Origin of the sequence: Heminiphilus faecis, from assembly GCF_008728965.1 — a bacterium.
Classification (GTDB): Bacteria; Bacteroidota; Bacteroidia; order Bacteroidales; family Muribaculaceae; genus Muribaculum; species Muribaculum faecis.
Genome location: NZ_VSMC01000002.1, coordinates 80,242 through 98,292 on the forward strand (window position 1 = coordinate 80,242; position 18,051 = coordinate 98,292).

The 18,051-nt window shown below is 48.6% G+C and carries 15 protein-coding genes; 10 read left to right on the top strand and 5 right to left on the bottom strand.

From position 1 onward, the window contains the following. Nucleotides 1-19: 19 nt before the first annotated feature. From FW767_RS01660 to FW767_RS01670, 3 genes are all read left to right on the top strand, one after another. On the top strand, nt 20-517 hold the full coding sequence (locus FW767_RS01660) for an RNA polymerase sigma factor (protein ID WP_121697852.1): 498 nt from the start codon (nt 20-22) through the stop codon (nt 515-517). Then, nucleotides 514-1,044, top strand: coding sequence for a hypothetical protein (locus FW767_RS01665; RefSeq protein ID WP_121697853.1), 531 nt, complete (start codon nt 514-516; stop codon nt 1,042-1,044). The genes FW767_RS01660 and FW767_RS01665 overlap by 4 nt, the downstream gene beginning before the upstream one ends. 73 nt (nt 1,045-1,117) lie before the next feature. Beyond that, nucleotides 1,118-1,498, top strand: a complete 381-nt coding sequence (locus FW767_RS01670; protein ID WP_235897960.1) for a DUF4252 domain-containing protein — start codon at nt 1,118-1,120, stop codon at nt 1,496-1,498. Between the two features lie 185 nt (nt 1,499-1,683). On the opposite strand, the gene FW767_RS01675 is transcribed toward FW767_RS01670, so the two are convergent. From FW767_RS01675 to FW767_RS01695, 5 genes are read right to left on the bottom strand one after another with little or no spacing between them, the layout of a single operon-like run. After that, nucleotides 1,684-2,382: an LrgB family protein gene (locus FW767_RS01675; RefSeq protein WP_121697855.1), complete on the bottom strand. Its 699-nt coding sequence runs from the start codon at nt 2,380-2,382 to the stop codon at nt 1,684-1,686. After that, complete coding sequence (locus tag FW767_RS01680; protein WP_121697856.1) at nt 2,363-2,728, bottom strand: CidA/LrgA family protein; 366 nt, start codon at nt 2,726-2,728, stop codon at nt 2,363-2,365. Before FW767_RS01680 ends, FW767_RS01675 begins: the two co-directional genes overlap by 20 nt. A 49-nt stretch (nt 2,729-2,777) precedes the next feature. Next, nucleotides 2,778-5,105 carry a patatin-like phospholipase family protein gene (locus FW767_RS01685; protein WP_205523771.1) on the bottom strand — a complete coding sequence of 776 codons (2,328 nt, stop codon included), beginning with the start codon at nt 5,103-5,105 and terminating at the stop codon, nt 2,778-2,780. Then, a complete protein-coding gene (serB, locus tag FW767_RS01690) occupies nt 5,089-6,336 on the bottom strand; it encodes a phosphoserine phosphatase SerB (RefSeq protein WP_121697858.1) in 1,248 nt (415 codons plus the stop codon). The genes FW767_RS01685 and serB overlap by 17 nt, the downstream gene beginning before the upstream one ends. A gap of 19 nt (nt 6,337-6,355) precedes the next feature. After that, entirely contained in the window at nt 6,356-7,204 is an 849-nt protein-coding gene (locus FW767_RS01695; RefSeq protein ID WP_121697859.1) for an ATPase, read from the bottom strand. A gap of 193 nt (nt 7,205-7,397) precedes the next feature. Between FW767_RS01695 and FW767_RS01700 the strand changes: the two genes are divergently transcribed. The 7 genes from FW767_RS01700 to FW767_RS01730 all read left to right on the top strand — a co-directional run bounded on the left by FW767_RS01700 (nt 7,398) and on the right by FW767_RS01730 (nt 18,037). Beyond that, on the top strand, nt 7,398-8,285 hold the full coding sequence (locus tag FW767_RS01700; protein ID WP_121697860.1) for a GLPGLI family protein: 888 nt from the start codon (nt 7,398-7,400) through the stop codon (nt 8,283-8,285). Beyond that, nucleotides 8,282-9,133 (top strand): GLPGLI family protein, encoded by an 852-nt coding sequence (locus FW767_RS01705; protein ID WP_121697861.1) that lies wholly within the window; start codon nt 8,282-8,284, stop codon nt 9,131-9,133. The genes FW767_RS01700 and FW767_RS01705 overlap by 4 nt, the downstream gene beginning before the upstream one ends. A 47-nt stretch (nt 9,134-9,180) precedes the next feature. Continuing rightward, nucleotides 9,181-11,709 (top strand): carboxypeptidase-like regulatory domain-containing protein, encoded by a 2,529-nt coding sequence (locus FW767_RS01710; RefSeq protein WP_205523772.1) that lies wholly within the window; start codon nt 9,181-9,183, stop codon nt 11,707-11,709. A 5-nt stretch (nt 11,710-11,714) separates the two neighbouring features. Further along, entirely contained in the window at nt 11,715-12,557 is an 843-nt protein-coding gene (locus FW767_RS01715) for a GLPGLI family protein (RefSeq protein WP_121697863.1), read from the top strand. Between the two features lie 23 nt (nt 12,558-12,580). Further along, nucleotides 12,581-13,423, top strand: a complete 843-nt coding sequence (locus tag FW767_RS01720) for a GLPGLI family protein (RefSeq protein ID WP_121697864.1) — start codon at nt 12,581-12,583, stop codon at nt 13,421-13,423. Nucleotides 13,424-13,564: 141 nt separating this feature from the next. After that, nucleotides 13,565-15,019 (top strand): bifunctional metallophosphatase/5'-nucleotidase, encoded by a 1,455-nt coding sequence (locus tag FW767_RS01725; RefSeq protein ID WP_205523773.1) that lies wholly within the window; start codon nt 13,565-13,567, stop codon nt 15,017-15,019. A 54-nt stretch (nt 15,020-15,073) separates the two neighbouring features. Beyond that, nucleotides 15,074-18,037, top strand: coding sequence for a glycoside hydrolase family 3 N-terminal domain-containing protein (locus tag FW767_RS01730; RefSeq protein WP_148464276.1), 2,964 nt, complete (start codon nt 15,074-15,076; stop codon nt 18,035-18,037). Nucleotides 18,038-18,051 lie beyond the last annotated feature (14 nt).

Consider the following 18,051-nt stretch of genomic DNA (forward strand, 5'->3'; position numbering starts at 1 on the left):
GTCTGCATAGTGTAGGGCCATGGATTTAAGCAGTTTCAAACGACTTGTACTTGCCCACTACCGGTCCATGTATCGGGTGGCATATGCGATACTCCGTGATAGCGATGACTCGCAGGATGCGGTGCAGGACGCCGTCACCCGTCTGTGGGAAAAGCGACACGAGTTGACGGACATATCTGACCATGAGGCATTCTGCATCACTGCGGTCAAACGTCGTTGCATAGACATGTTGCGTCAACGGCAGCGGACCATGGAAGAGATGCCGACCTCATTGGAGCATCTTGAAGACGGTACAGACACTGCACAAGCCATAGAGTCACGTGACACTCTTGCGCGTGTCAACGAACTGATGGATGCCTTGCCGGAGCAGCAACGCGAAGTGTTGCGTCTGCGTTCGTGGGGAGGGTGCTCCGTTCAAGAAATTGCTGAAATTACAGGCCTTTCCTGCGACAATGCCCGCAAAGTACTATCACGGGCCCGACAGAAATTAAAAGAACTATATAATCGGAAGAAATGACATTGCAGATACATACCGTAAAACAATTGCTCAACCTCTATTACGGAGGTCTGGCATCTACCGATGACGAACGCCGGCTGGTTGAGTTCTTTACGACAGAGACCGACATACCATGCGAGCTTCAGGACGACCGCGACGTAGTGCTGTCATTGGCACGTCTCGGAGAAGTCAGAATACCCGACGGTATGGCCGATGAACTCTCGGCTCTTGCCGAACGGCTTGACCGGCAGGAACGCATAAGCCGTCGCGGACACCGCTGGGTAGCCGCCACATCTGTGGCAGCCAGCATAGCCATTATCGTATCGGTCATAGTGTTTATAGCAAGAAGCTCATCGACTGATCCGTACGAGATAACCGACCCACAGCTTGCAGAAACAGAAGCCCATAAAGCGCTGCTTCTGGTATCGGAAGCTCTCGACAATGCCGACGGCTCTATAATAGAAGCCGGACGCGCTCTGTCGCTTTTCGTACCTTATGATTCAATCTCCAACAATACAATACACACGGAAGATGATGAAACTATCTAAATCGGCACGCACGCTGTGCCTAATCGCAATCTGTGCATTCACGGCAACATGCGTGACTGCCCAGAACAAATACATGAAACGCGTTTCTGACTTGCCCGGAGTACAATATATGTATATTGACGGAGCTACACTGCCTGCCGGCGGAGTACCGGGCCTCGATATGAGCGATGACAATACCATCAGTTCGGTGGAAATCATCAACTGCGACGACAACTCACAGTCCGAAAGGGTACTGGAGCTGTTAGATCCGCTAATAAACGAACTACCGCTGATGACCAAAGCCAAGGAGATGCACGTATCGGTGGATCTGCACGGCGAAAAACAACACGGGCGCATAAAACGTATGTTACTGCTTGTCACCACAAAAAATGATGCCATGCAAGTAATCTACATAACGGGCGACATTGACGCCGAAACACTTAAAGCGATACATGACGCCGATATTCCTAAATAAACGCATTTCCTAAAATTAATCATCACATACAATTCAATAACTTCAAAAACAGAGAAGGGTGAGCCGCGACGGTTCACCCTTTCGCTTAATAACAGACTTAAATTCATAGTGGTCAGCGGCAAAACCCGGTTGAAATGACTACACTGCTTCCGTAGGCCGCAATCTTCCTCCAGTAGACCGGTGGTTTATACCGTATAACCGAGCAGAGATAGAATAAATGGAGTAAGCAGCGCTGTAAAAAGGCCGTTTATGGTAAGGCCCAATGACGAAAAGGCACCATAACGATAACCAACGTCCATAGCTGCCGACGTGCCCACGGCATGAGCTGCGGTACCTATCGAAAGGCCCTGCGCTATAGGGCTCTTCACTCTCGAATACTTCATAAGCTTGAAGCCTGTCATACCGCCAAATATACCTGTACATACAACCACGGCGGCTGTAAGAGCGGGAATGCCTCCTATAGCCTGCGTCACCTCAATAGCGATAGGTGTGGTCACGGACTTTGAGGCTAATGACAAGACTACCTCACGCGATGCGCCGAACAGTTCAGCCAACAAGACTACCGAAACAATACCGGCAATACAACCCGCAAGCTCGGCAAGCATTATCGGCAAAAGCTGCTTTTTAATGGCTTCGAGCTGTCTGTACAGAGGCACCCCGAGGGCCACGACAGCCGGTTTGAGCCAGAAGTCAATATAATCACCTCCTTCGGCATAGGTTTCATACTCAATGCCACAACAAAGCATAAAACCTACAAGAACCGCTATAGATACAAGTATGGGATTGAGATATGACACACCAGTACGTCGCTGAAGCAGTTGTGAGGCCACATATACAATAAATGTAAACCCTATGAGAAAGAATTTATTTTCGAGATAAATCATGATGTGAAGATAATATGCGACGTACCGACTGATGCACCCAGCCGGTCACAGCTATTATGACAAATGTACTTATAGTCGAGGCAAGAACGACAGGTATCCATTCGGCCTTTATAAGTCCGAGGCAATTCATTAGTCCCACACCCGCGGGAACAAAGAAAAAGCCCAGATTCTTAACAAGAAAATCCGACACTTTGTCAACCCACATGAGCCTGACAATCCGTAATTTCAAAGCGGCTGTCAACGCAAGCATGCCTATTATACTTGAAGGCACCGGTATGCCGGTAAGCCATACAATAAGTTCACCTATCGCAAGAAAGGCAAACAACACTGCACATTGCAAAATCATAATTCTAAAACAATCTTTTCCTTTAAGTTTTATGTAATCGGTTAATTTCTTATTTCATAAACTGCGGAGCGAGGAAAAACAGCCCGAACGATATACCGAAATTCCATCGCGCATCAGGCGATGTACAATAATTGGCATAAGCAGTAAAATGGGCAAAAGGCAAAGCATAGACAGCCGACATCTCGCCGAAAAACTCAGGATTGGAAAGCCGGTGCCCGTAATGCGACATATATATACCGGTGTTTTCATCCTTCTCCGCCTCCAGCTTACGCCACGGCATGAAACAGTGGAACTCACCGCGTATCTGAAGCATATTTGACACTTTCCATATCGGCTGGATGCCTAAAGTCACAAATTTGGAAGCTCTTAGGGCGGAATTAAACGAATTGTATGTCGACGCCGTAGGGTGAAAAGACGGCAGTGTCACCATCGTGGCGGCATAGCTGTCAAGCGGTTTCTGGGTACTTATTACCGCATTACTCTCAATACCGATACCGAAGTTTCGATTTACAGACCAGTACTTTTCGAGTTCAGCACTAAGCTGCATCCACTTTACCCCGGAAGTTCGCGTCTTGATCTCGTCATTGTTATGAGGGTAAAAACTACGGTCGCCGTACACGCCTATGGCAGTAGCCTTAATCATATGGCCCTGCGTAGGATAAAGCACATCGTTAAGCGTATTGTTTTCGTAATGCAGACGTACTTGCGCAAGGTCACGCACCAGACGGTCACGCGAGTCCTTGCCGATAACCATTCCGTCAAAAAAACGATTGGTAAGACGTCCGTACCCGAGTTCAAACGCCAGTTTGCCGTTGCGCCCCATAGCCATACCATAGCTCATACGCCCGAACAGCTGCATGTCGGTCACCAATGTAGTGCCGTCATTATAAAATATACGGTCGGAGTCATACATCTTTTGACGCGATATTACTCCATATATCATCATATACGACGGTATGGTGCTGCGCATATTTATCTTGGCCCCGACTTTCGCAGCCATATAGCTCTGCCCTATCCATACATTAAGAGATGTATTAAGCGAATTGAAGCTCAATGTATTATAACCGGTCGACATAAACAACATCGAGTTGGTCGATGAACTGATATAACCGCCAAGACCTATGGCAAAATTATTTTTCACATCGGCTTTAAGATCGAGCGTAAAGCGTCCGGTAGAAGGATTCCACAAAGCATTAGGCACCAGATTGCGGAGCTTGCCCGGCGTTATCGCGCGATAATATGCATCACGCGCCTGTGCAAGGCCGAATGACTCGTCACTGCCCTTTGTAAAAAGATACTTTATGTATGCATTCTGGTGAGGGCTGCCCCCGCTGACTTTAACGGAGTCAAATTCCACATAAGGAGTCTGCGACTTAAAAACCGCTCGGCGCAGACTACGCGCTTCACCCGGAATGCGCACGTTGACGCGCCCCTTTATCGAGTCCATCATAGCCATGGCACAGTCGTAACCTATCTTGTAGATCTGCCGGCATGCCGGAAAATCGAGCAGGCCGAAATTCTGTACAGGCACATGCAGTTTTATGCCCTCATCATCAGGAAGCGAATAATCGTTTTTCTGGATAATCATATCCTCAACCTGCTGCATCAGATTGTTAGGATTGGGCTTTTTATCGGGAGAACTCACATCGACTCCTATCATTATATCGGGAGCGAAATCCTCGCGCATGACATCTACCGGAAAGTTATCGTATATACCTCCGTCATAGACAAGAACCCCATCCATTTCGATAGGCTCAAACACAATAGGAAATGACATTGAGGCCCTGACGGCATTGCCCAACGAACCAGAACGGCATACTATCTTATGCTTACTGTATACATCGGAAGTGACACAGCGAAACGGCACAAACAGCCGGTCGAAGTCGCCGTTGCACTGTGCGGTATACTTTGCAAACAGCTCCATGAACGCATAATTCATCGGAAGCGGATTTATAAGGCTTGTAGGAAGTATGTTATTGTTGGCTGTCGAGTCGCGCAGATTAAGATTTATCGATGCCAGCTTTGGTGTCGGGTCATCCTTAGCATAGTAATACTCCCATGAAGGATCTATAACCCCTGTCGACCAATAAGAAAAGCCTTTTGACTCGATCAGGTCCATCATTTCCGCCGGTGTATATCCGGCAGCATATAACCCGCCCACAATTGCTCCCATCGAAGTGCCGGCGATATAATCGATAGGTATGTCATTGTCCTCAAGAGCCTGAATGACACCTATGTGAGCGATGCCTTTGGCACCGCCACCACTCAATACCAGTCCAACCGACTGCTGCGCACTCGCGCAGAAAGTCATTGACATAGCCACGATTGCAATATATATCGCAGCCTTTTTCACAATCTCCTCAATAGTTGGGTACATTCGAGCCATCTGAAATGAATGAGTCTTTAAATCCTATAAAGTACAACACTCCATCAAGCCCGATTGTTGATATACTTTGTCCTGCGGTTGCTTTAACTTTGGGTTTGGCATGAAATGCAATTCCAAGTCCGGCTGTGGCCAGCATAGGCAAGTCATTTGCGCCGTCACCCACAGCTATAGTCTGTGCTATGTCTATATGCTCCACCTGTGCCAGCAGCCTAAGCAACTCGGCCTTGCGTCGTCCGTTGACAATCTCTCCTACATATCGTCCGGTAAGTTTTCCGTCGATAATCTCGAGTTCGTTGGCATACACATAGTCTATACCGAATTTCTGCTTAAGATAGTTGCCGAAATACGTGAACCCGCCGGAAAGGATCGCCGTTTTAAAACCTGCCCGCTTGAGCACCTCCATCATACGCCCCACCCCTTCGGTAACAGGCAAGTTTTCAGCAATTTCACGCATGACACTTTCATCAAGCCCTTTAAGCAAAGCCACTCGCTCCATGAAACTCTCGTCAAAATCGATCTCGCCTCTCATGGCACGCTCTGTTATAGCTTTCACCTGTTCGCCCACGCCGGCACGCTCGGCAAGTTCGTCGATGACCTCGGTCTCGATAAGCGTCGAGTCCATGTCAAAGCACACGAGACGGCGACAACGACGGTACATCGTGTCTTGCTGAAGCGATATGTCAAAATTTTCCGTAGCCGACAAGTGCATGAACTGCAGCTGCATATCAGCAGCGTCACGCGGATTTCCGCGAACTGAAAATTCCACACAAGCCTTGGCTCGCGCTTCCTCGCTCTCCTCAAGGGGCACTCGTCCGGTAAGGCGCTGTATACTATCAATATTAAGATTCTGCCCGGCGATAATCTTGGTCACAGCAGCTATCTGACGAGCCGTCAGCCGGCGTCCGAGAAGAGTCACGATCCAGCGGTTCTTGCCTTGCAGTCCCACCCACTCCTCATATTCTTTTACCGATACAGGAGTGAAACGAATGTGTACATTAAGTTCCGACGCTTTAAAGAGTAGGTCTTTCATTATATTGCCCGATAACGAGCCGTCGGTCTTGAACAGTATACCGAGCGATAGTGTATGATGGATGTCGGCCTGACCTATATCAAGAATAGAGGCGTCATATTGGGCAAGTATCTCGGTAAGCGCCGATGTCACACCGGGACGGTCATAACCCGATATATTGACAAGTATGAGTTCGGTAGCGGATGTATTCATGTCTTACGAATCCGTAATACTATAAATTGGCATGGTATTTTACCAAACCTTCCATGGGAGTCTTTATCACGGTATCGACCGTGGCATCGAGCGCAGCGGCGGCTTCGTCAAGCACAGACCGGTACAGATAGGCTATGGAGCCGACAAAACTTACCGGCAATACCCTATAACGATCATATTGGGCCACATTGCGTACAAAAAAGGATTTAAACTCATTGAGCACCAGACGGTGTATAGCCGGTTCTTCGATATTTTTCAGCAAAAACGGTGTTACTGACGCAAGAAAACGATTGGGAGACGGCTCCTTATACACCCGGCGTATTATAGCATTGGACGTAAGATTGTATTCATCAAGAAAACGGTCACATAGCTCTCTGGGCAACTGATGTTTAAGGACATCGCCTATAAGATGGCGGCCGAGTACCGCTCCGCTGCCTTCGTCGCCGAGTATATAGCCGAGAGGGCTTACATGATCCTTTATCTCACGGCCGTTGTAATAGCATGAATTTGACCCGGTACCGAGTATGCAGGCTATACCCTCACGCTCTCCAAACAAAGCACGGGCCGCACCAAGCAGGTCGCTATGAGCCTCTATTGTCGGCACGTCGATATTCTGGCGAATAGCTCGCCGCACATTGCGGCATACTTCTTCGTCTATACATCCGGCACCGTAAAAATGCACTTCGGTTACTGACCGGGCTTGTTCGCCCAACTGAGACATAAGTTCATCGTCAAGATATTGTGCTATCTCCTCTTCAGTGAGCATCAAGGCGTTAAATCCTGAAGTAAATATCTGTCTCACCGGTTTATCATGATCAAGAAGACACCATTCTACTTTGGTGCTTCCACTGTCGGCAATAAGTTTCATTTCATACCAATTTATTAGGCGCAAAATTACAAATTAAACTTCAAACAATGAAGCATTATGTCAACTAACCACAAAAACGCAAAAAATTATACCTTGCACTTTACTTTTCCTGATATTTTTTAGGTAAAACCAAAAATTCAACTAATTTTGCAGTCACAAACTATAATTTTAGTTTTAATCCTAATTTTATCACATGCACGGAATCACAATAAAATGCCTCGCCCGACTAAAGAGCATAATAATTATATTTATGTCTGTCGGCATGCCTGCCGGTATTTATGCAGAAAAGCAACCTGAGTATACGCGTGCCGAAATCAAGGTAAGCTACAGATATCACGAAAAGTTTTTGCGAGGTAATACACAATATACCGAACGAGATATTCCGATGTTATTGCTTGTCAACTCAAAACAGTCAAAGTTCTATTGTCAAGGCACAGAATACAAAGACTCTCTCAAGTCAACTCCTTCGGGACGTGCCAAAGCAAAGCAGATGATGGATATCGCCGTGAGAAAATACATCGAATCGAAGGACGAAAGTGCGATGAACTCAATCGTCTATAAGACTTTCATGTACATTTTTAAGGATTATACTCTGGAGCAGACAACTGTCTATGACAAAGCCGGTATTACGGAAATGGGCGTATATGCCGAGCCGTTTTCAGAACTTAGATGGGATATAGGCGACTCGACAAAGACAATACTCGGATATGAATGCGTCATGGCGACGGCCCATTATCACGGACGGAAATGGACTGCATGGTTCGCTCCTGAAATTCCGCTACAGGACGGACCGTGGAAACTATGCGGACTGCCCGGGCTTATTCTCGAAGCCGTGGAGGAGAAAGGTCATCATAGTTTTATAGCGGATGGCATGGTAAAATCCAATCAGATTATGTATCCCATATATGACAAGGACAGATACGAAAGTATCAACCGGCTCGATATGCTGAAAAGCTTAAGAAACTACAGGGACAACAGCAATTCGATAGCAAAAGCCTCAACCGGCGGTATGCTTGACCTCGGTCCCGATGCCCCTGTGCAAACTGAATACGATTTTCTTGAAACAGACTATAGATTATGAGAAGTTTTTTTACATATCTTTTTATGCTCATGGCAGTCGCGGCAAATGCCGATGACTATGTAAAGGATGCCGAACCGTCAATTCTTGAAGTGCATTATACTCGTATTCAAATTACAGACACCACGCAACGTGACAAACACTTCTTTAAAGATCCGGTTATGCTACGCGTCGGAGCTACTAAGTCGCTGTTCTGCGGAGTGAACAGATTATGGAAAGATTCTCTTGCAGCTGTAAATCCGAGTCTCGAATTCAAAGTGTATATAGCCACAATGGAAGAGAATAGGAAAAACGGAACTCAGAATCTTCCGGAGGGGTATTATTGGAGCTACATTTACAAAAATTATCCGAATGGTTGTCTGACGGAAAAAAATTATTTTGATGGAGAGCGACGCGTTTATGAAGAAGAGTGGAAGAAGCCGCAATGGGAAGTGTCCGACTCTGTGAAAATTATACTTGGATATGAGTGTTTTAAAGCGATTGCATCTTATCGTGGCCGAAGATGGACGGCATGGTTCGCTCCTGAAATACCCGTTCAGGATGGTCCGTGGAAACTCTGCGGATTGCCGGGGCTTATCCTTGAAGCATACGATACTCGTCATGAGTACAGCTTTACGGCAACCGGACTGCGACAAAACGGTATTCCGGATGTCGGGTACATGGCTTATGATGACAAACGAGGCGTAACGAAACAGCTTCGGGATAAGTATTTCAATGACTGGTGGAAGTACAAGAACTCGAACTTCGCTGCCAAAATGAATGCTCTGTACGGAAATGGGAAAATGCCTGAAAAGAAAGATTCGGCTCCCAAATATGACTTGGAAGAGACTAACTATCCACACGATTTATGAAACGACTCATTGCATATCTGACATGTTTATACGTCATTATTAATACAATGGCGCAAGTCAATGTGACCGGCAGGATCCTCGACAAGGAGAACAATGAGCCTCTTGTCGGAGCATCGGTCATCGTCAAGGGAGCTGACGGCAAGATAAAGAAATTCACCTCGTCAAAATCTGATGGAGACTTCGCTATCACTATGCCATCGGTAACCGGTTGCCGGTTAGAGGTATCGATGATGAGTTTCGCCAAGCAGTCAGTTGCTCTTGACAGTATTGGCCTCCCGCTGACAGTCTATATGGAGCCGGGAAGCATACAGCTCAAAGAAGTGGCTGTAAAAGCAGACCGCATACGCGAGCAGGGCGATACAATAACCTATAATGTCGGTGGTTTCGCCCAGCAGCAGGACCGCTCGATAGGCGACGTGCTGAAGCGTATGCCGGGAATAGATGTGGCAAACAACGGCAAAATACAGTATCAGGGCGAGGATATAAACAAGTTCTATATCGAAGGCTCCGACCTGCTCGGCGGGAAATACGGCATAGCCACCAACGGCATAAGCCACGACGATGTGGGAGCCGTGGAGGTAATGGAGAACCATCAGCCCATGCAGGTGCTGTCGGGCATATCCTTCTCCGACAAAGCAGCTATAAACCTCAAATTGAAAAACAAGGCGAAGGCCACATGGACTTTTCACGGCGACGCCGGAGGAGGCTGGTCGTGGCAGCCCGAAGGTGCGATATGGGACGGTGAGCTGTTCGCTATGGCCGTAATGCCTTCGTTTCAGAACATAACCACCTTGCGCACCAACAATACCGGAGAGAACCTATCGTCATCGGGCACTGACTTCTTCGCCGGCCGGCGCCAGACAGGACTGAGCCGCTATATAGGCGTAGCCATGCCCGGAGTGCCTTCACTCAGCGACAAGCGTACACTGTTTAACCGCTCATTTATTGTGTCGACTAACAGCCTGTGGAAATTCGGCAGAGGTGAGTTCAAGGCCAATATCGACTATTCTTTCAACCGCGTGATGGCCGATGCGTCAAACATCACGACGTACTTTCTTGATGAAGGAAACCGCATAATCACCGAAAACCGCAACGGCACGGAACATAGCCACTCACTCAGCGGCAAGTTCATATACGAGCTGAACCAAAAGACGGCGTTCATCAACAATACCCTCCGGACCAATATCGACTGGGATGATATGGACCTCACAACGACAGGCTCTATACCTAACACACAATCAGCAAGACTGCCTGATTATTATGTCACCAACAAGTTCAAGATGATTAAGCGTTTCAACGGACAGCATCTTATTACCTTCCAAAGCGTAAACGAATGGGAGTCGTTGCCACAGACGCTGAGTTTAAACACCGGCGGAGATACTTTCAGACAACACATCTCCGACCATGCTTTCTATACTCAAGAAAGCGCGGCATACGCTTTCATAATAAAAGGTGTGACACTAAGCCTTGAGGGTGGTATAAAAGGTTATCTCCGCTCTATGGACTCGCGTTTGCCCGAATTGCCGGAGGAACTTCCCGGGCTGACTGAAAACATAGTCAACACAAACTATCTCACTGTTTATGCTATTCCTAAGTTTGAATACTGGGTGCGCCGGGTAAACCTGTCGCTCAACCTGCCCGTAAGTTATGCCCATTATAATTTTGACAAGACCATCGCAAACCGCGACGAGGTATATTTCTCTCCGTCACTCAGTTTCAACTGGAAACCTAACAACCGCTTTTCCGGCACTCTTCGCGGCGGACTTGGCCGGTCACCCATGGATCTCAATCTTATACATCCCGGCCTGATAATGACAAACTATCGCACACTGAAGTCGGGTGTGGATAATTTTTATAACTCATCATCGCAGAATGTGTCGGCAAGCGTCAACTACAAGCACACCCGCTATGGTCTGTTTGCCAACGGCATGGCGATGCAGACATGGACCCGCCTCCCTTATACCATGGCACAGCAGCTTTACGGCGACTATGTGATCTACAGCTATGCCGATGCTAAAAACGACAGCAGAATGTTCATGGCTATGGGAAGTCTCGGCAAAACCCTCGACTTCATGCGCGGGAGCTGCAATGTAAACGGTTCGTTCAGCCGCAACGAGTCGCAGTTGCTCTCGCAGGAGCAATCGGTCAACTCGGTCAGCACCGGCTGGAGCATCGGAGGCAAAATCAACGGCAATCCATGCCGGTGGTTCAGCTTCGACTATCGTATAGACTGGTCTGACAGCCGTCTGACAATAAACAGACAGAGCCAGTCATGGCTCTCGACGATGGAAAACGAGCTGAGCCTCACATTCATTCCTCACCGTAAATGGCAATGGACTCTCAGCGGAGAGCATTACCGCAACGAACTGACCGAACATAATTATAAAAACATAGTGATGCTTGACACCAAACTGACCTTTCAGCTCAACAAGAGGATAGAGTTTGCCACGTCGCTTACCAATATACTTAACAAGCGAAGCTACAACTACACCACTTACTCGCAACTCTCATCATTCGAGAGCCAGCGGCAGCTCCGTGGCCGTCAGCTCCTATTCTCGATAACACTAAGAAAATAGCTTATATGAAACAGACAATTACATCTTTATTTATGTGTATTGTGTCGATTGCCGCGATAGCACAACAGAAAGCCGACATAGAAGTCAGCTATACAGCTCACCATCCAAATATGCGCAACGGCAAAGACGACCTGACAAACCAGTACATATTGATTGCCAATGCCAATGAGTCAAAATTCTTCTCGCCGATGACAGAATACATCGACTCGTTAAACTCGACTACCGACGGAAAAGCAAAATATCAGGAAATAACCCGCAACGCTTACCTCGGAGGAAAAATGGATGATATACCACGGCCCGACGGATCATATTATGTTGTAAAATCACGCCCCGCAAACAAAAGTCTGTATTACGACAACGCCGGACTTGAAAAATACTTTTATGAAGAGCCTCTACATGAATGGGACTGGGAGATAAGCGACTCGACCAAAACAATCCTCGGGTACGAGTGCATCGAGGCAACGACTATGTTCAACGGTCGCAAATGGACCGCATGGTTCACTCCCGAAATTCCACTTGACGCCGGACCATGGAAACTGGAAGGACTGCCCGGCCTTATTATGGAAGCAACTGCCGAAGGTGGCCAATACCGCTTTGAAACCACCGGATTACAACAGACCGACAAGCCTATACTTCCGGTCTATCTTGCAGACGAATACGAGAAAACCGACCGCATATCATATCTCAAAGCAAAACGTAACTTCCTCGACAATCCTCTTGGTCAAATCAATGCTAAATTAGGCAATGAGGGTGTCACCATAAAAGACGAGAACGGCAATCACGTTCATGGCGGCTCCATATTCGCGCCATCTTCCATCGTCGACTTGATTGAAACAGATTACAGATAAAAACATAATCCATCTATCAATTTATGAACCAGACAATAACCGCTATCCTTATGTGTGTCATAGCAATGACTGCCGGCGCACAACAAAAGGCCCATATTATGGTCAGTTATGATGTCAAGGCCCTAAACTGGGAAACCGACACTGTGACCGGATGCCGCATGACACTCCTTGCCGGACCAGAGGAGTCAAAATATTTCAACGACCTAAGTTTATGGTCTGACTCGATGTCGTCTACTCCAGAAGGCAAGAAAGAACTACAGCAGATAATCATGGCTGCCTGTATGACGCAGAGTCCCGAAGGAAGTATATCCATAGACTTGCGCAAAGGGCCGGTAAAGAATGTCTATACATATGTGTTCTGCAATAAAAACGACAACAGCCTAAGGCTCTATGACAAATTTGCCGGCGAGTTGTGCTACTATGACGAGCCTATGGATGACATGCAATGGGAGATATGCGACTCCACCGCCAACATAATAGGCTATGAATGTGTAGCCGCCCGGACCGATTACCACGGCCGGGCATGGACTGCATGGTTTGCTCCGGAACTACCGTTGCCCTACGGACCATGGAAGTTCCACGGTCTGCCCGGTCTTATACTGAAAGCTGAAGCAGAATCAGGCTTCGAGTTTACAGCGACAGGCATAGAAAAGACCGACAAGACGATGACTCCAATGTATTCACACGACGAATACCAGAAAGTCGACAGAAAAAAAGCTCTTGCCGAAGCCGAGTATTACAATAATAACAAAGAAGCTATAATAAATGCCAAATTCGGCGGCAACGTGCAGTTTGAAAACAATCATGCAGACCGTCCCAAATACGACGCACTCAGATACGCATTGGAGCCCGATTATAAAAACTAATAAAAACTCGCGTATATGCTGACGGACACCGGTGGCACCGCCATCGGTGTCCCCATTTGACATTTGTGTATGTTAGGTAATATCATTAAATTTGTATTTAATCTCCTGTATCAAATTATCGATTACTTAAACACCTGCACAATGAACCTGCGAAATATACTTACAGGGTGCGCGTTAGCCATTATTGCGATGGCAGCACCGGCAGAAGAGATTATCATACTTCACACCAACGACACCCACAGCGCCCTCGACCCTGATGACAAAAACCTCGGAGGAGTCCTGAGGCGCAAAGTACTTATTGACAGCATACGCCAAGAAAAGCCCGGACGCGTGCTGCTCGTCGACTGCGGAGATGCCGTACAAGGCACCCTATATTACACACTTTATAAGGGTGAGGTGGAGCGCAAGATGATGAATGCCCTTGGCTATGACATAGCCATACTCGGCAACCACGAGTTTGACAACGGACTCGAAGTTCTTGCCAACGAGCTATCGCAGTTGGACGCAGATCTTATCACAACAAACTACGACCTGAGTGAAACTCCGCTCGACAGCCTGTTCACGCCATATACGATAAAAACAATCGGAGACTGCAAAATAGGCTTTTTGGCAATAAACCTTGATCCGAAAGGCATGATAGCCGACAGCAATGCGGGAAAAGTAAAATATACCGATGGTATAAAAGCGGCCAACGCCATGGCTTGGTACCTGCGCAATGTTGAGCACACGGATAAGGTCATAGCACTTACCCATGTGGGCTACGACACACAAAATCCGCCCACACCGAGCGATATTGAACTGGCATCATCCACTGAAGGCATCGACATAATAATAGGAGGACACTCCCATACTGCAGTGAACCCGTCAAAGTCAAGACCGGCATGGAAAGTACCAAACGCCGCAGGCGATACTGTACTTGTGGCACAGGCCGGCAGCCGCGGACACTATCTCGGAGAGATAACTGTCGACAAGGACTCACCTCGCGCCGGTTATAGGCTCATAAGTGTTGACAAAAGACTCGACAACCGCATAGACTCCGAAACCGCCGCCATACTATATCCCTACCGACAAGGTGTGGACTCGCTCAAGACGATGAAAATAGGCCGACTCGCTCAGGAATTTACCGTAGGCAGCCAGCTTCTGCTCAACTGGGTGGCCGACGCCATGCGCGATATGGGCAGCCGGCTTACCGACCGCACAGTGGACGTCGCCATAGTCAACAAAGGCGGCATACGCCGGGGACTTCCCGCAGGACACATAACCAAAGAAATGATAATGACCATGCTGCCATTTGACAACAAACTTGTGGTGATGCAACTGACAGGGCGCGACCTTATGGCGTCGATCGATGTCATGAAAGGACGCGGAGGCGACGGCATAAGCGGCGGCGTTGACATATCATCCATAGACCCGGACAAAACGTATACGGTGGTGACTATCGACTATCTCGCTCAAGGAGGCGATTACATGAAGCCTCTGACCCGGGGTAAAATCATGACACGAAGCGAAAAACGCCTTGACGAGACCATGATAGATTATATCGAGGGACAACACAACCGTAAAATTACATATCGCGACGACCGTCCACGCATGTAAGTCCGGCATCATAAAACAACACGATTTTTCTAACACAATAAAACATCTTTTCAATTGCGACGCATATACACACTTATGGTTCTGGCATTTACCGCAAGTGCCATGACACTTTACGCATCTGTCCCCGACATGATGTCGGGAATAGACAGAAAGTCTTGTGACCGATGGGTCGACTCGGTATACCGGTCACTGACACTCCGTCAACGCATAGGACAGCTATTCGTACCCAAAGTAAGTCCGGCCAACATGACAGCCGCCCGCTCCACCATAGCCTCTTATGTCAAGACTCGAGGTGTAGGCGGACTGCTATTCAGCAAAGGCACGATAGAACAACATGCCGCACTCACGGACTACGCGCGCTCCATAGCCGACGTACCGCTGCTCATGACCCTTGATGGCGAATGGGGCCCGTCGATGCGCGTCACCGGCACCGTGCGCTATCCTTACAACATGAGCCTCGGAGCCATCGAAGACCCGCAACTGCTTTACGACTACGGACGCGAGACAGCACGCCAGTGCCGGTTACTCGGCATTCAGGTCAACTTCGCACCGGTTCTCGACGTCAACTCCAATCCGCAGAATCCGGTCATAGGCTTCCGCTCGTTCGGCGAGAATCCCAAGCGTGTTGCGGAACTCGGTCTCGCCTACTCGCGCGGCATTGAAAGCGGCGGAGTCATGGCTGTCGGCAAGCACTTTCCCGGACACGGCGATACCGACAACGACTCCCACAAGACACTTCCGGCCATCAACCACGATGCCGCCAAACTCGACAGTGTGGATCTGTATCCGTTCAAGGAGTTCATAAATGCCGGATTGTCGGGCATAATGGTAGGCCATCTAAATGTACCGGCTCTCGACCCTTCGGGCATACCGTCATCATTGTCACAAAAAATAATAACCGGAGTGCTGAAAGACCGATTGGGTTTCGAAGGACTCGTATGGACCGACGGACTTGCCATGAAAGGAGCCAACATACCGGGAGTAAACAACTGTGTGGCCGCACTGAAAGCCGGCGTCGACATACTTCTCGAGCCAACGGCACTCGCAACCGACATCGATGCCGTATACAATGCAGTAAAATCGGGAGATATACCCGACAGTATAATAGAAAACCGCTGCAAGAAGGTGCTTGCATATAAATATATGTTCGGTCTGTCAGAAAAACAGCCAAAGGCTGTCAGCCCGTCTCTGAAGAAAGACCTCGTATCGCCCGAAGCCGAGGCGGTAAACCGACGTCTCACAGCTGCAATGATGACCTGTGTCCAAAACTCGTCCGACCTGCTTCCGCTGCACAATCTCGACACAAACAGCATAGCTGTAGTAAATCTCGGAGAAGGACGTCAGAATACATTCACACGCTTCTGTGGAAAGTACGCGCAAGTCGACACTTACAGCGCTTCACCCGCCCTATCGCCCTCAACGGTCGAAGCCATAAAACGGCATAATACAGTCGTGGCGGCCGTATACAATGACAAAGCCTCCACCATAGCCGAACTGAAAAAGCTCGAAGACTGCAAAAATCTCATCACGGTCTTCTTCATCAACCCCTATAAAGTGGCCCGTTTCGCACCGGTCGGGGCCAAGTCTATCATCATAGCATATGAGAATAACAAACTGACACAGGAATACGGCGCACAAGCCATATTCGGCGGCATAAGAGTCAACGGCACCCTGCCGGTAGACATCAAAGGAGTAGCTCCTGCCGGAGCCTGCGTCGGGCTTCTCAAGACACGTTTAGGCTACGAATCGCCTGCTGAAGCCGGCTTCAATCCCTCGGTAGAAAAGAGAATAGACTCGCTTGTAAGCGTGGGTCTGCGCACGGGAGCCTTTCCCGGATGTCAGGTACTGGTAGCCCGAAACGGCAACGTAGTCATCGACAAAAGCTACGGCTACACCGACAACACCAAGACACACCGCGTAAACGACTCAACCATTTATGATCTTGCCTCCGTAAGCAAAGTGGCCGGCACTCTGCCCGGGCTCATGCTCGCTTACGACCGTTCGTTATTCGAACTCGACTCTCCTGCAAGCCGCTACATACCCGGGCTTAAAGAGTGTGGCAAAAACGACATTACGGTAAAGGAGCTTTTATATCATGAGAGCGGCTATCCGGCAGCAATGAACGTCATGAAACTCTTTATGGACACCGCCACCTATACGGGACGGCTGACTTCCAACCGCATGAGAGGGGCCAATACTATAAAAATAGCCCGCGGATTATACGGCAATAATCAAGCCCGTCTACGTACCGATCTGACCTCTCATACTCCCGGCGAGAACTGCGACCGTCCTGCCGCAAAAGGGCTGTATGTGGGCAAAGCGGCCTACGACACCATCATGGCGCGTATACATGCTATGGACCTGCGCGCCTCAAAATCGTACCGTTACTCCGACCTGAACTTCGCACTGCTGATGGAAATGGAACAAAATCTTACGGGCATAAGCCATGACGAGTATGTGCACAAGGGCATTTACGCACCGCTCGGGGCCTGTCGCACAGGCTACCTGCCTTTGTCGCGCCATTCAGCCAAGGAGATAGCGCCCACAGAAAGCGACCGATTCATGCGCCGACAGCTTATACACGGTTACGTACACGACGAACTCGCCGCTTTCTCCGGCGGAGTACAAGGCAATGCAGGACTCTTTTCTACTGCCGGAGACCTTGCCAAATTATGTCAGATGTGGCTAAACGGAGGCAACTACGGCGGCAAAAAAATATTGTCGGCAAAGACCGTCAAGTTGTTTACCACCGCCAAGAGCCCTCGGTCGCGCCGCGGACTCGGCTTTGACAAGCCCGACATGGCCGACCCGGATAAGTCGCCTACTGCACCACAGGCCGACGCCTCTACATTCGGACACATCGGCTTTACCGGTACGGGTTTCTGGGTCGACCCTGCCAACGGACTGATATACATATTTCTCAGCAACCGTGTCAACCCGTCGCGCGACAACCGCGCTTTTACCACCCTTAATATAAGACCGGCCATAATGTCGGTGCTTTACGAAGCCATGAAATGACTAAATGAGAGCAA